The 13,650-nt window shown below is 65.8% G+C and carries 14 protein-coding genes, 2 tRNA genes and 1 pseudogene; 13 read left to right on the top strand and 4 right to left on the bottom strand.

All coding sequences use genetic code 11. The annotated features are described in order from the left end of the window. The first annotated feature begins 129 nt into the window (after nucleotides 1–129). The 13 genes and pseudogenes from QM714_RS13550 to QM714_RS13490 all read left to right on the top strand — a co-directional run bounded on the left by QM714_RS13550 (nucleotide 130) and on the right by QM714_RS13490 (nucleotide 10,035). On the top strand, nucleotides 130–1,692 hold the full coding sequence (locus tag QM714_RS13550) for a bifunctional 3-(3-hydroxy-phenyl)propionate/3-hydroxycinnamic acid hydroxylase (RefSeq protein ID WP_415101429.1): 1,563 nt from the start codon (nucleotides 130–132) through the stop codon (nucleotides 1,690–1,692). Nucleotides 1,693–1,750: 58 nt separating this feature from the next. Continuing rightward, complete coding sequence (locus tag QM714_RS13545) at nucleotides 1,751–2,893, top strand: alpha/beta hydrolase family protein (protein WP_415101427.1); 1,143 nt, start codon at nucleotides 1,751–1,753, stop codon at nucleotides 2,891–2,893. Next, a complete protein-coding gene (locus QM714_RS13540; RefSeq protein WP_415101425.1) occupies nucleotides 2,890–4,254 on the top strand; it encodes an amidohydrolase family protein in 1,365 nt (454 codons plus the stop codon). The genes QM714_RS13545 and QM714_RS13540 overlap by 4 nt, the downstream gene beginning before the upstream one ends. 11 nt (nucleotides 4,255–4,265) lie before the next feature. Beyond that, complete coding sequence (locus QM714_RS13535; protein WP_415101423.1) at nucleotides 4,266–4,805, top strand: DoxX family protein; 540 nt, start codon at nucleotides 4,266–4,268, stop codon at nucleotides 4,803–4,805. A gap of 124 nt (nucleotides 4,806–4,929) precedes the next feature. Beyond that, complete coding sequence (locus QM714_RS13530) at nucleotides 4,930–5,793, top strand: hypothetical protein (RefSeq protein WP_415101421.1); 864 nt, start codon at nucleotides 4,930–4,932, stop codon at nucleotides 5,791–5,793. Continuing rightward, nucleotides 5,790–6,149, top strand: coding sequence for a hypothetical protein (locus QM714_RS13525; protein WP_415101419.1), 360 nt, complete (start codon nucleotides 5,790–5,792; stop codon nucleotides 6,147–6,149). Before QM714_RS13530 ends, QM714_RS13525 begins: the two co-directional genes overlap by 4 nt. 63 nt (nucleotides 6,150–6,212) lie before the next feature. Next, a complete protein-coding gene (locus QM714_RS13520) occupies nucleotides 6,213–7,466 on the top strand; it encodes a CaiB/BaiF CoA transferase family protein (RefSeq protein WP_415101417.1) in 1,254 nt (417 codons plus the stop codon). After that, nucleotides 7,463–8,269, top strand: coding sequence for a citryl-CoA lyase (locus QM714_RS13515; RefSeq protein ID WP_415101415.1), 807 nt, complete (start codon nucleotides 7,463–7,465; stop codon nucleotides 8,267–8,269). The genes QM714_RS13520 and QM714_RS13515 overlap by 4 nt, the downstream gene beginning before the upstream one ends. A 196-nt stretch (nucleotides 8,270–8,465) precedes the next feature. Further along, entirely contained in the window at nucleotides 8,466–8,591 is a 126-nt protein-coding gene (locus QM714_RS13510; protein WP_415101413.1) for a DLW-39 family protein, read from the top strand. Nucleotides 8,592–8,649: 58 nt separating this feature from the next. Further along, nucleotides 8,650–8,714, top strand: a tRNA-Ala gene (locus QM714_RS13505). Beyond that, nucleotides 8,709–8,784, top strand: a tRNA-Ala gene (locus QM714_RS13500). The genes QM714_RS13505 and QM714_RS13500 overlap by 6 nt, the downstream gene beginning before the upstream one ends. Before the next feature lie 77 nt (nucleotides 8,785–8,861). Next, nucleotides 8,862–9,269, top strand: a pseudogene (locus QM714_RS13495) (DUF1016 N-terminal domain-containing protein); the annotation flags it as partial. Between the two features lie 73 nt (nucleotides 9,270–9,342). Next, nucleotides 9,343–10,035 carry a PDDEXK nuclease domain-containing protein gene (locus tag QM714_RS13490; protein WP_415103027.1) on the top strand — a complete coding sequence of 231 codons (693 nt, stop codon included), beginning with the start codon at nucleotides 9,343–9,345 and terminating at the stop codon, nucleotides 10,033–10,035. 495 nt (nucleotides 10,036–10,530) lie between these two features. On the opposite strand, the gene QM714_RS13485 is transcribed toward QM714_RS13490, so the two are convergent. The 4 genes from QM714_RS13485 to QM714_RS13470 all read right to left on the bottom strand — a co-directional run bounded on the left by QM714_RS13485 (nucleotide 10,531) and on the right by QM714_RS13470 (nucleotide 13,604). Further along, complete coding sequence (locus tag QM714_RS13485; RefSeq protein ID WP_415101411.1) at nucleotides 10,531–10,770, bottom strand: hypothetical protein; 240 nt, start codon at nucleotides 10,768–10,770, stop codon at nucleotides 10,531–10,533. Between the two features lie 401 nt (nucleotides 10,771–11,171). Next, nucleotides 11,172–12,848, bottom strand: coding sequence for an RNA-binding domain-containing protein (locus QM714_RS13480; RefSeq protein WP_415101409.1), 1,677 nt, complete (start codon nucleotides 12,846–12,848; stop codon nucleotides 11,172–11,174). Nucleotides 12,849–12,950: 102 nt separating this feature from the next. Beyond that, the gene (locus QM714_RS13475) at nucleotides 12,951–13,139 is read right to left on the bottom strand and encodes a hypothetical protein (protein WP_415101407.1); all 189 of its coding nucleotides are present in this window, start codon (nucleotides 13,137–13,139) and stop codon (nucleotides 12,951–12,953) included. 39 nt (nucleotides 13,140–13,178) lie between these two features. Then, nucleotides 13,179–13,604 carry a hypothetical protein gene (locus QM714_RS13470; protein WP_415101405.1) on the bottom strand — a complete coding sequence of 142 codons (426 nt, stop codon included), beginning with the start codon at nucleotides 13,602–13,604 and terminating at the stop codon, nucleotides 13,179–13,181. Between the last annotated feature and the right edge of the window lie 46 nt (nucleotides 13,605–13,650).

Below are 13,650 nucleotides of genomic sequence, written 5' to 3'. Positions count from 1 at the left end.
ACGGACAATTGTCTATTTTTCTGGACCGGCTGGTCGCGAGCCCTTGACCGGGGTGGCGCTCGTCACAGAGAGTCGTCGACGACGCGCGTATCCGCTAGGCAGACAGTTGTCCGAATCAAGGAGAGAGTCATGGACCAGTACGACGTCGTGGTGATCGGCTACGGCCCCTGTGGACAGATGGCCAGCCTTCAACTCGGCCAGGCCGGTCACCGTGTGATCGCGCTTGAGCGACACCCCCAGCTCTATGGCCTGTCTCGGGCCGGGCACATCGATGACGAGATCATGCGCACCCTGGACCGGGTCGGTGCCGGCGAAGAATTCCGCGAGGACGCTGTCGCGTGGGAGCTCTACGACATGCGCAACAAGGCCTTCGGCGGCGACTTGTTGCTCAGCCTCGACTGGTCGCAGGTCGGCCCTAACGGCCACCGCGGTCACTGGATCTTCTACCAGAACAACCTTGAGCTCGCCCTGAACCACCGCATCCGCGAGCTCGACAATGTCGAGGTTCACATGGACCACGAGGTCGTTGCGATCGACCAGGACGCCGACGGCGTAGAGGTCCGGTACCGCAACCGCAACAGCGGCGAGGAACGCACTGTCCGCGCGCAGTACGCAGTTGCCGCCGACGGTGCCAACAGCTTCGTCCGCGAGCAGCTAGGCATCGCCATTACTCCGGGCCACGAAGGCCCGTTCCAGTTGGTCATCGATACCCTGCAGAAGCGAGCGGTGTCGTTCGAGTTCGACAACGGTCAGTTCGCCGACCCGGAGCGTCCCGGCTGCCTCTTTCAGCTCGGTAAGACGCACCGCCGCTGGGAGTTCACCCTTCTGCCTGGCGAAAAGCCTGAGGACTTCACCCTCACCCGTGTCTGGGAGCTGCTCCAGCCATGGGTGACGCCGGAGGACGTCGAGGTGTTGCGCTACCCGGTCTATCAGTTCCGCGAGTTCATGGCGGACGAGTGGCGCCGTGACCGCATCTTCCTGGTCGGCGACTCCGCCCACAACACGTGGCCGTACGCCGGCGAGGGGATGTGCAACGGGATGCGCGACGCGTCCGCCCTCACCTGGCGCCTCGACCTGGTGCTGCGCGGTCTTGCCGACAGCCGCGTCCTGGACAGCTACGAAGACGACCGCAAGCCGAACATGCAAGGCTGGATCGACCTGTCCCGCGAGATCGGCCTGCCCTGCATCATCACCGATCCCGAAGCGGCCGCGCAGCGTGACGGCTTCCTCAAGGCCGCCTTGGCGGACCCGACCCTGATGCCGCCTCCGATCATCCCGCCGGGTCCCGTCGCGTTCTCCCGCAAGGGTGACCCGCTTGCCGGAGTTCCCGCAATCCAGGGTCGGGTCGAGGTCAACCATCAGCGGGGCCTCTTCGATGAGGTCGTTGGCCGCGGGTTCCAGCTCATCGCGACTGAACAGTCGGTCATCGACGCTTTGGACGAGTCCAACCATGCGTTCCTCGTCAGCATCGGAGCTACGGTGGCCGTCGTCGCAGAGGCCTCGAGCGGCAGCCCGGTCGTAGACGTTGACGGAACCTACGCCACGTGGTTCGCCGAGCACGGCCGTGTGGCTGTGCTTGCTCGACCGGACTTCTACCTGTACGGCTCTGCGGCCGACGGTGACGACGTCAACGCGATCGTGGCTGACCTGCGGTCCAGCATCGACGCCCCGCCGGAGGCCGTGGTCGCCTGACAACCTCGCCAACACCGGGCGTCACGACCCAGTAGGCACCCCGAGGAGACTGGAAGCAGTGACCGAGCAGCCACCGCTATCGAAGGCCGCAGCCGAAGCGCACAAGCGCGCGATGCCGCTGCAGCGCCTGACCGGCAACGGCATGGACTACGCCGATGTCGTTGCGCTCTACGCCGGCGTGGACTCGGGTACGCCGTGGGACGAGGCGGCTGAGAACCTGGGCAACCGCAACATCGATCGCGCTGAGCGAGAGGCCACGGCCGGCCACTCGCTCAGTGCCCGGTCGTGGTATCTGGCAGCCTCGTGCTGCTACCGGGTCGGACAGGCCATCCTGGCCGACGGCCCACGCAAGCACGAGATGTTCGCCAAGATGGTCGATGCCTACGGCAAGGCCGGCGACTTGTTCGAGCCGCCCTTCGAGCATCTCGACATCCCACACCGTGGTGGCACCTTGTCGGGTTGGCTAGCGCTCCCCGGCTGCGCTGGCCCAACGAACCGCTGGTCGCTAGTGATCGTGATGGGCGGCTTCGACGGGTGGCGCGAGGAGTATCACGTCGGCGCCACCTACCTGCGCGACCGAGGTGTCGCCACCTTCCTGGTCGACGGTCCGGGCCAGGGCGAGAGCCGGCTTTTCGGTGGTCTCGTCTTGGACCACGACTTCCCCGCCGCATTCTCGGCCGTCATCGACTATCTGGTCGCCGACGACCGCTTGAACGGTCGAGTGGGCATCTGGGGAAACTCCATGGGCGGTTTCATGGCGGCCAGCGTCGCCGCGTCCGACGGTCGAATCGAGGCCTGCTGCGTCAACGGGGGCACCGGCCGCCCCGCGGAGGTCCTCGACAGGTTCCCTCGTTTCGTCACCAAGGTCCAGCTTCTGCTCGGCGTCAACGACGCCGACAAGGCCATCGCAGAGATGGGCACCTACGTCCTGACCGACGAGCAGTTCGCAAACCTGACCTGTCCCCTCCTGATCCTGCACGGGACGCCGGACCAGGTCTTCCTTGTCGAGAACGCCCGTGCCCTGCACGGGCGCGCCGCCAGCACCGACAAGACGTTTCTCGAGTGGCCCGACGGAGACCACTGCATCTACAACCACTCCCACGACAAGCACACCCGCGTCAGCGATTGGTTCGCCGACCGACTCACCGACACGCTCGACCTCAACGAAACCCCCACCAGGAGAACCAGGAGAATATCGTGACCACCGCCCCCCAAGCCCCCGCCGGCGACATCCTCATCAAGGGTGCCCACCTGCTCACCCAGGACCCCGTGTGCGGCGAGCTGGTCGGTGACCTTCTCGTCCGCGACGGCAAGATCGCTGAGATTGGCGCGAGTCTGTCCGCAGACGGGGAAGTCACCGTCATTGACGGCACCGACCGAGCCGTCCTACCCGGCTTCATCGATACCCACCGCCACACCTGGCAGGGTGCGGTACGTCAGACCGGCATTGGCTGGGACTTCGGCGCCTACCGCCAACACATTCAGGTCACCTGGGGACCGGAGTACACGCCCGAAGACGTCTACATCGGCAACACGATCGGTGCCCTAGGCGCTCTCGACGCCGGCATCACGACCCTGCGCGACGAATCGCACATCCAGAACAGCCCGGCCCACACCGACCAGGCCATCGCGGCGCTGCAGGACTCCGGCATCCGAGGTGTGTTCGCCTACGGTTGGCCCTCCATCGACTCCAACAAGTGGATGCTGCGCGGCGAAGCCACCCACCCCGAGGACATCCGACGCGTCCGTGAACAGCTCCTGACCGACGACAGCGCCCGGGTCACCCTCCAGGCCATGCTCCGCGGCCCCGAGCTGTCCACCACCGAGGTCAGCGCCGCTGACATCGCGCTGGCCCGCGACCTCGGCATCCGCTCGAGCATGCACGTCGGCAATGGACCCTGGGGACCGCAGTTTCGCGGCATCGGTTCACTCGGCGACGCTGGCCTGCTGGGTGACGACCTGATGTTCATCCACTGCTGCACCTCCGACGACGAGGAGCTCAAGATGCTCGCCGATTGCGGTGCCGGCGCCTCGGTGTCCGCTGCCATCGAGGCAGTCCTGCCCGGCCTCGGTGCACCGGCCACCGGCCGACTGCTCAAGTTCGGCATCCGCCCGTCGCTGAGCGTCGACACCGAGGCCACTGTCGCGGGCGACATGTTCAACGTCATGCGCGCCGCCCTATCGGCCCACCAACTCGGTGTGAGCCTGCTGCCGGAGGAGTACGTCGACCTGCCGACCTTCACCCCACGCGATCTGCTTGAATTCGCCACCATCGCTGGCGCCAAGGCCTCCGGTCTCGACGACCGCACCGGCAGCCTGACCGTGGGCAAGGACGCGGACCTCGTCGTGTTCCGTCTCGACCAGTTCACTACCGTCCCCAGCGCCGATATCGCTGCGTCCATCGTGGGAGCCGGACACCCAGGCAACGTCGAAACCGTCCTGGTCGCCGGCAAGGCTGCGAAGTGGAACGGCAAGCTCACTCACCCCGACCTGGACGGCATCCGTGCCATGGCGGAGAAGTCGCGCGACCGGCTGCTCGCAACCCCTCTGGTCGAGGGCTGAACGGACCCGAGATGGCTGACGGCTTCTTCACCACGGCTCTGACCGGCGTCGACGTGGGGCTTCTGTTGTTGCGGGTCGGTGTTGCGGTGCTGCTGGTCGGTCACGCCACACAGAAGCTGTTCGGTTGGTTCAGCGGCGCCGGCCCAGCCGGGACTGGGGCGATGTTCGAGACGTGGGGCTTCCGGCCCGGACCACTCATGGCGGTCATGGCCGGATCCTCCGAGCTCACCGCGGCTGCCTCGCTCGCGCTCGGACTCCTCACTGTCGCTGGATGCGTGGTCCTGATCGGCACGATGCTCGTCGCATGCGCACCCAACGCCGGCAAGGGCGTGTGGGCTCACATGGGCGGCTTCGAAGTGCCGCTCCTGTATGCAGGTGCTGCAATCGTCATCGTGTTCACTGGCCCCGGCAGTTATAGCCTCGACCACTGGCTGCTCGACGCAACGCGCCCGACCCCGGCTCTGGCCCTGACCGCAGTCGTGGTCGGAGGTCTCGCTGCCGCACCCCTACTGCTGCGGCGCCGCGCCGTACTACACGCGAACACCACCTGAACACAAGAGATTGGTGCCCAGCCACAGCGCGTGGCCACCGCACCAACAAGGTGCACCCAGCCCTCACTCCAGAGTCCCTCCTTACCCCCACGGTTCTCGCTAGACGGAAGAGACGAACACTGACATGGCAACCGTTTGTGCGGTCATCGCATCCACCCACCACCCTTTCTACTACCGCGCCAGCACCTCCACCGGCGCGGACCGGCCTCCGTTCGCTGACGAGTGGGTCGCGAAGATCGAGGCGTTCCGGGAGACCCTCACCAAGGCCGAGCCCGACGTGCTGGTGATGGTCGGCAGCGACCACTTCCACCAGCTGTGGCTGGACAACATGCCGCAGTTCCTCGTCGGCAAGGCGCCCTTCTACGACGCCAACTGGTACAACGAGGAACGCGAGTTCGGACTACCGAAGATGGCCTTGGCCGGCCAGCGGGAACTCTCGGCACACCTGCTGCGCAAGGGCCTGGACTCTGGCTTCGACCTCGCCTTCAGCGACGAGCTGCGCATCGATCACTCGATCACCTGCCCGATCATCACGCTGCGGCCCCAAGCCGACCTGCCGATCGTGCCGATCTACACCAACATCTTCGCTCCTCCGCTACCGCAGCCGAAACGGTTCATCCAGCTCGGTCAGACCATCCGCGAGATCATCGACTCCTGGCCCGAGAACCTCCGCGTCGCGATCATCGGCACTGGGCACCTCTCCCTCGAACTCGGTGGCCCGCGCCAGTTCGGTGAGCACGGCCCCGACCCGGAGTTCGACCGCCGTGCCGTGGACTGGATCGCCAACGGAGACTTCGACGGCTGCCTATCCCAGGTGAGCCTGGACAGCCTCCACCTCCCCGGCAACGCCACCCACGGCTTCATGGACTTTATGCTGATGATGGGCGTGGCTGGTGAGAACGTGAAGGCCGACTACGTCGACACCCTCGACCTCTTCCACACCATGGAGGCCTACTTCACCTGGTACCCCGAAGGGAGACTGGCGTGAGCAAGTACCTGCTGAACAAGTTCCTGTTCACCATTGACCGCGACCCCGGACTCGTCGAGCGGTATCGCGACGAGCCACGCGCCACCGTCGAGTGGTGGGAGGCCGAAGAGGCCAACCGCATCCTCAACTGCATCAGCGAGGAACGCAGCACTTGGCTGAAACTCGACGACATCGAGCGCGAAGCGCTCGCTATGCACGACTACGTGCAACTCTTCGCGCTCGGCGCTCACCCCTTCCTCACGCTGACACTCTTCATCGCGATGTTCGAGCGCGACCATGAGCCACTGGGGTTCCAACGAGAGTATGCCCAGCGGCTGTCGCACTTTCAGATGCCGTACCCCGATATCGCCACCTGACCCGTCCGCCTCCGCACCGCCGGACTCCCAGCCTGCCGGCATACCCGATCGATGGAAGGACCGATGTCCACCCCACGCACCCACGTTGGTACGCCAAGCGCGCCGACGACCGACACCAGTGTCGCTCAACCCGGACCGCTACACGGCCTGGTCGTCGCGGACTTCTCCCGCATCCTTGCGGGTCCCTACGCGACCATGCTGATGGCGGACATGGGAGCCGAGGTCATCAAGGTCGAAAGCCACGCCGGCGATGACACCCGGCAATGGGTCCCGCCAGTCCGCGACGGCATCGGGACCTACTACCTTGCCGTTAACCGCAACAAGCGGTCCATCGCCCTGGACCTGAAAGACCCCGACGACCTCCAAGTCGCCCACGCTCTCTCCGAGCGCGCCGACATTTTCATCCAGAACTTCAAGCCCGGAGGCCTAGCTCGCTTCACCCTGGACTACGATTCTGTCGCCGCCCGCAACCCGCGCAGCATCTACTGCTCCATCAGTGGCTTCGGCGCCAAGGGCGGCAAGGATCTCCCCGGCTACGACCTGCTGGTGCAGGCGGTCTCAGGGTTGATGAGCCTCACCGGCGACCCGAGCGGGCCGCCTTACCGCGCCGGAATCTCGGTATTCGACGTGATGACCGGACTCCACTCCGTCATCGGCATCCTCGCCGCACTGCGCCACCTGTCCGAGACCGGCGAGGGGCAGCACATCGAGACCAACCTGCTCTCGTCCGCGATGTCGTCCTTGGTCAACCAGACCGAGGCCTACGTTGCCGGCGACGTCGTTCCCGGCCGGATGGGCAACGCCCATCTCAGCTTGTTTCCCTACGAGCCGCTGGCAACCGGAGATGGAGAACTCATCGTGATCGCCGGCAACGACGGTCAGTACCGCAAGCTCGTGGAGGTTCTGGGCGCCCCCGAATTGGCCGACGACGAGCGGTTCGCCACCGTCGGCAGTCGCAACGACAACCGCGAGGAACTTCGACCCCTGCTGCTCGAACTTCTCTCCGCCAAGTCCGCCGAGGAGTGGTTCGCCCTCATCACCGCCGAGGGTGTCCCGTGTGGGCCTATCAACGATATTCGCGGCGGTGTCGAGCTCGCCGATCGACTGGGCCTTGAGCCGGTCGTGGAGATCGACGGCATTCCAACCGTCCGCAACCCCATCGGGTTCTCCCGCTCCCCCGCCCGCTACGACCTCCCGCCGCCAGTCACCGACGCCGACGGGGACGAGATCCGCGCGTGGCTCAGCGATGATGGCCGGACCCTCACGGCGCCAGATTGGGCCGTGCTCGGGTCGCCCAACCATCGGAGGCAAGCATGAACGACGGCTACCCGACCTCCCTCGGGGTCTCCACCGTCGAGAGCATCAGCCTGTTCGGGCAAGACCTATCCCAGGAGCTCATCGGGCACGTGGGATTCGGCGAACTCGCCTACCGGCTCATTACTCTCCGCGAACCGACCGCTGGCCAGGCCGTCATGTTCAATGCTGTCCTCGTCGCACTCGCCGACCACGGCTTCACCCCGACCGCCATCGCCGCCCGGCTGACCTGGCTCAGCGCCCCCGACGCCATCCAGGGCGCCCTCGCTTCGGGCCTGCTCGGCGGTGGATCTCGGTTCCTCGGCGTCAGCGAGGACACCGGTCGCTTCCTCAACCAGGCAGTCGCCAGCGTCAAGGGTGAAATGCCCACCAACGACGCCGAATGGGACGCCCTCGCGGTCAAGGCGATCGAACGGCGGCGTGATGAGGGCGGCTTCGTTCCCGGACTCGGCCACCACCTGCACAAGAACGGCGATCCCCGCGTCTCCCGTCTCCTTGAGCTCGCGCGCGAGAACGACACCTTCGGCCCGAGGCTTGCATTGTTCGCCGCGATCGGGCGCGTTGCTCCCGGTGTGCTGGGCAAGAATCTCCCACTCAATGGTGCCGGCGCCTGCGGCGCGGTGCTCTCCGACCTCGACATCCCACAGGAGATGCTGCGAGGCGTCGTCCTTTTAGCACGATGCGCTGGCCTGCTCGGTCACTTGGCCGAGGAGATGCGCACCCCGATTGCGTCCCAGATCTTCAATCACGTCGAACAATCCGCAAAGTTCCAGCCGATCGGCAATACCCAGGCGGAAGACTGCTAGGTGTCCGGCACGACGTCTGTGGCAGTAGGGCCGCGCGTTTTGCGCCGAACGGTGCCAGCCCCATCCCGTTGTTGGCTGCAGCGCCGAGGTCTGCGAGGGGGCCTGCGGCGCGCTGATATGCTTCTGTGATGGCCGGACCTCCCCTGAGGTTCGTGCACCGCCGCAAGGCGTACCGCCATGCACGGAGGGGAAGTCCATGAAGAAGGTCCTGCTGGTCCTAGCCGCCGCCGTCGGAGCTGCGTTCATCAAGAAGAAGATGAGCGAGGGCAAGTCCGAGCAGGCGCTCTGGGCCGAAGCCACCGACAACGTCTCCAAGGACTGAGCCTCCTCAGCGGCTGACCGGCGTTCGCGGCGCCGGGGGCGCACCGCGCCCGCACGGGGCCATGGCGCAATTGGTAGCGCACCTGCTTTGCAAGCAGGGCGCTGGATAATTCAACAGGGGGCATTAGCTCAGTTGGTAGAGCGCTGCCTTTGCAAGGCAGATGTCAGGAGTTCGAGTCTCCTATGCTCCACCAGAACGTCGTTGTTCAAACTGACGACATTTCCGGTTTGACGCCCAGATTCCACGATCTGGCGCTGACGGTGGACCGCGATGCGCTGCAGGCCCTGCCGGGCCGGTCCGAGCAGCGCGAATGGACATTTCGTCCCCCGGCCTGTCGGTGGTCCCTGGGAGGCTTGGGGTGTGAATGATCCCAGCGTGTCAACTCCGGAGGACGGCAGCAGCTCGGTGCGCCGTCGGGCGATCGGCGTGCCGCCGACCGGGGATGTCGAATTGGTCGAGCGGGTGTCGTCCCTCATCGACCAAGCTCGTGAGCAGGTTGCCTCCTACGCCAACGCGACCTTGACGATGACCTATTGGCAGATCGGATCGCTGATCGACACCGAGGTGCTGCGCGGTGAGAGGGCCGACTACGGGTCTCAGATTCTTGTGTCGCTGGCACACGAATTGACCGAGCGGTTCGGGCGAGGCTTCGACCGCCCGAACCTCAGCCGGATGGTCAAGTTCGCTCGTCAGTTCCCCGACTCTGAGATTGTTGCGTCGCTGGCACACGAAATTGAGCTGGACGCACATCGTGGCTCTCTTGCCACTGAAGTCCGACGAAGCGCGGAAGTTCTACGCCAGCCATGTCGCCGCCGGTCGGCTCACGGTCAGGGAGCTCAAGAGCGCGATCGGGCGCAAGGCATACGAGCGTCGGGAGATCGCCGACTCCCAGCTCGGTCCGGGGTCGATGGTCCCGGCCGATACCTTCAGCGACCCCTACCTGCTCGACTTCCTAGGCCTCCATGACGGCTACCTCGAAGCGGACCTGGAAGCGGCGATCCTGCGAGACCTGGAGGCATTCCTGCTGGAGGTCGGCACCGGCTTCACCTTCGTGGAGCGTCAGAAGCGGATGGTCATCGACGGCAAGGACTTCCACCTCGACCTACTCCTGTACCACCGGCCGCTGAAGCGGCTGGTCGCCGTCGAATTGAAGATCGGCGAGTTCGACGCCAGGGACGAGGGCCAGATGAAGCTCTACCTGAAGTGGCTCAACCGACACGAGCGCCACGATGGCGAGGAGACGCCGATCGGGCTGATCCTGTGCGCCGAGGCCAGCCGGGAGCAGATCGAACTGTTGGAGATGCACAAGGACGGCATCGTCGTCGCGGAGTACTGGACAGCCCTGCCGCCCAAGCATGAACTCGAACAGCGCCTCCAAGTCATGCTCCGCGGCGCCCGCGAGCGCCTCACACGGCGAGAACTGCCCTCCGAAGGCGACGACTGACATCTGGATCCTCACCGATCCGGACCTCGATTCGAGGCAGTCAAACGGGTTTGACACTGACACGAATTCTCGACTCTCGGGCTCGCCAACCCCAGCCGTCCAGTGCTCGGGGAGGGGGCCGAGGGCCCGGTGAACACCGCGGGGAGGCACCGCATGAGCGAACCAACCGCCTTTCGAGGGTTTGAGAAGCACGCCCGGAGGCCCACGTTTTCGCATCAGGGCCCTCATCCGGCAACGGATGAGGGCCCTGATGCTGTCCGGCCAGAGCAGGATCGCGGCGTCGTTCGACGGCCGACAGCGGTTGTCGTCGGACCGTCCTCCGGTCCAGCTATGCCAGATCTATGCCAGATTGACGGGCAAACTGGCGGGAGGCCGTGGGGATGCGCGGAGCTGGCCCGCGCTGCATGGAATTGTCCAGGCGTTGTCTGGACGATTGGCGTCTCGGTGGAGGCCCGTGTCACTGATCGTGCAGACACTGCTTGCACGGATCGCGGCCTATCGGGTTGGGAAGCGCTCACGAGCGGGGTCGTCCAGGGTTGCAAGGTCGAGGTAGCGGAGGTTGCCGTCGACGCCGTCGCAGTTGAGCGACCAGATCCGGGTCTCGTACGTCGCGTCGGGCAGGTCGGCGGTCGTCTCGTCGATGACGTGGTAGTGCCCGTGGGCGAAGAGACGGGGGCGTACGCCGAGGAACGCGTCGTGCATCAGCTCCGCGCCGGCGCGCGTAGGCCAGGGCATGCTCGGCCCACCCGTCCTGGTTACGGGTGCGGTACTCAAGGTCGACCGACGGTGCACCGCCGAGCGAGACGAAGCTGCGTCCCTCGAGGGTGAAACGGTGACCGCGCGGCGGGATCGCGATGTGCTTCGAGACGTGCAGCGGCCGGGCGCTGTGCTCGCGCTGCGCCCAGAGCCGGGTCAGGCTGCCCCAGTCCTCGTGGTTGCCGGGGGTCACCCAGATCCCGACGCCGTTGGCGGCGACCTCGGCGATGCGCGCGCGGGCCCAGCGCGTGTTGCCGTGCCAGTCGCCGGCGAGCGCGACGGTGCTCATCGCTCCTATCCTTCCGCTGTTGCTGGCCAGCCAGGATCGCATGGGCCGCGGTGTCGGGCGAGCGAGTTCTGCGACGACCTCCCGGTCCGCGTCAGAGTGCGTCCCTGCGGACGTAGTGAGCACCTCGTCGCTCGCCGAGCATCTGGAGTTCGCCGGCATCTGTCAGCCTCTTGAGGGCGACGCGAGCTTGGCCAGGAGTCAAATGACAGAGTTCGGCCGCTTTGCTGCGAGTGATGCTGCCGAACTGATCGACGAACGCCAGGATCATGTGGTCCTGCTGGATCGGGTCGGTGTCCTGCAGCCGGACGTACGCGCTCGATTGGGCCAGACGGAAGAAGGCAGCTGTCAGGTGATGTCGACGGCTCCGGCCGTTGCCTCGGGACTCGATCAGGCCCATTTCTGTCAGGCGGGCGAGGTGGGTGCGTACGACGGAGTCTGACTCGTGGGTGGCCTCGACGAGTTCGCTCGTCGTCTCGGGCCCCATCGCCTTGATCTCGTGCAGGATCTGCAGCTGAGGAAGCTGAAGGGTCCGCCCGTTCGCGTCCTCGTACTCAACCACGAAGCGAACCATTTCGAGGTCGGCATCGCTGGTCGTGATCTGCACGATGACGGCGCTGTTGTTGGTCGCGGAGTAGTCAGGGACGCCTCGCCCTGCTCGCAGCAGTTGGCCGCACATCTCGCGGATGCCTCGACCCGCGCGATCGACGATGCCGGCGCGCTTGAACGCTTCGGCGAGGATCGCGCTGCGAGGCTTGGAGTCGTCGAGGAAGTTCTGAAGCGTGATCCCGGCCGGGAACCCGCCTGGGCTCTTGACTCGGAACTGCTCGTCGGTGAGCTGCACCGTGATCGGGCCGACCTCGGAGTAGTCGCGGTGCACCAGCGCATTTGCGATCGACTCTCGGATCGTCCCGGGCGGCACGCGGGGGATTCCGATGCGATGCAGTCCGATGAGCAGTTCCTGTTCGGAGTTCCTGGTGTCGATGAGCTCGAAGAGACGACCGGCTGCTCTGAACAGCGGGAGCCTGATGGTCTCGTTGGTAGCGATCGTGCCCCCCTTGAACTCCTGGAAGACGGCCTCGGCGGTCGGCACAGTGCGCGCGATCACGTCTGGGGTCCCGAACAGCAGGACCGCTCCAAGCGTCAGCGAGTTCCCGTGCTCGGGGAGGACGAGTCTCAGGCTGCGAAGGATCTCCTCGTCGGCGAGCTCTGCCAGGGTGCGGTCGCCCTTCCCCGTGGCGCACATGCGTCGGAACCGATGGAACTCGTCGACGTCGAGGTCCTGCAGGCTCGCGCCGCGCGCGGGAGTGGCGGCGTAGTCGCGGCCTTGTGCCGTCAGCCCGACGGAGAGCATCTCGTGAAGCGGGTACGGGACGCACTCGGGCGTACCGTCGACCTTCAGCGAGCGACGCAGGTACTTCCCCGTCTTGGTGCCGACTGGAGCGAGCATCTTCGGAACATCGATCACGGCGACGGGCAGCGAATCGATGTGGACGACCTCGACGCTGGTGGCGACGGGGATGTCCGTCCTATTGAGGATCATCGCCTGGAGAAGGTGGGGGTCGGTGGTCGCTCCGTGGCGGGGCGCCATTCCGGTGACAGTGCCGTCGTCGTCGACCCCGAGGAGGAGCAGTCCTCCCTGTCCGTTCGCCATACAGGTGACGGCCTCGACCAAGGCGTTGTCGTTGATCGCACCTTGGGTCGCGCGCTTGAACTCGACGGTCAGAGATTCGCCATTCGCGATCACCTGGGTCAGTTCGTCGGGAGTCACGGCACCATAGTTATGCATAGTTATGGTCGTCGCAAGACGACATACCGCGATCTACCATAGATATGCAATCGTCGGTCATATGTGTCGCCTGACGCGAAGGGCTCAGCCCCAGAGCGCCGGGAGATTGTCCGCGACCCACCGCAGCGCGTGCTGGGCAGGTGCGATTGTCGGCTCGTCGGCGGCCCCCTCGACGACGAGTAGTTGCGCGTTGCCGACGATTGCCTCCGCGACCTTCCGCTGCTGTGGGTCCAGACCATCCGCATGGACCCGCTCGCCACGACCGATACGCACGCAGCGGCCCGTCGAGCAAGCCGCTCGACGAGCTTCAGGCTAGGCGCCCGCAGTGGCGAGGAGGCAGATGCCCAGCATGCCGAACCAGGCGAGTGCGCCGGTCAGCGCATGGAGCGCCGGGACCGGACGTCTGAAGCTGAGTACGTCGCCGCTCACGGCGCGGTAGTTCGAACCAGCAGCGGCGGGATGCCGGGCGCGGTAGGAGGCGAACATCAACAGGTCGCCGAACACCTGCCCCACGGTGATGACGGCGAAGGCGACCCAGGCGATCGGCAACTCACCGGTGATGGCGAACGCCGCCCAGATCCCGACGCTGATGATCTGAAGGGTGAGGTGGGCACTGATCTTCGCGACGGGGAAGCCGGAGGCGCGGTGGCGCGCCCAGGCGCGCAACGAGGCGAGGCCGAGCGCGGCGGCGAGCAGTAGGAGCACGAGATCGACCGTGGCCAGCGCAGTGACCGACATGCCCCGACGCTACTACAGATGTAGTATTGGCGGAACTACGAATGTA

This window comes from Nocardioides sp., assembly GCF_047602075.1.
GTDB lineage: Bacteria > Actinomycetota > Actinomycetes > Propionibacteriales > Nocardioidaceae > Nocardioides.
The sequence above is the reverse complement of the archived record's forward strand: the minus strand, read 5'-3'. Positions and strand labels throughout refer to the sequence as shown.

Excerpts from the sequence above, each read along its gene's own strand:
- QM714_RS13535 (WP_415101423.1), top strand. The coding sequence starts at position 4,266 with ATGGCTGACGGCTTCTTCACCACGGCTCTGACCGGCGTCGACGTGGGG.
- QM714_RS13550 (WP_415101429.1), top strand. The coding sequence starts at position 130 with ATGGACCAGTACGACGTCGTGGTGATCGGCTACGGCCCCTGTGGACAG.
- QM714_RS13510 (WP_415101413.1), top strand. The coding sequence starts at position 8,466 with ATGAAGAAGGTCCTGCTGGTCCTAGCCGCCGCCGTCGGAGCTGCGTTC.
- QM714_RS13470 (WP_415101405.1), bottom strand. The coding sequence starts at position 13,604 with ATGTCGGTCACTGCGCTGGCCACGGTCGATCTCGTGCTCCTACTGCTC.
- QM714_RS13520 (WP_415101417.1), top strand. The coding sequence starts at position 6,213 with ATGTCCACCCCACGCACCCACGTTGGTACGCCAAGCGCGCCGACGACC.
- QM714_RS13530 (WP_415101421.1), top strand. The coding sequence starts at position 4,930 with ATGGCAACCGTTTGTGCGGTCATCGCATCCACCCACCACCCTTTCTAC.
- QM714_RS13515 (WP_415101415.1), top strand. The coding sequence starts at position 7,463 with ATGAACGACGGCTACCCGACCTCCCTCGGGGTCTCCACCGTCGAGAGC.
- QM714_RS13485 (WP_415101411.1), bottom strand. The coding sequence starts at position 10,770 with ATGCCCTGGCCTACGCGCGCCGGCGCGGAGCTGATGCACGACGCGTTC.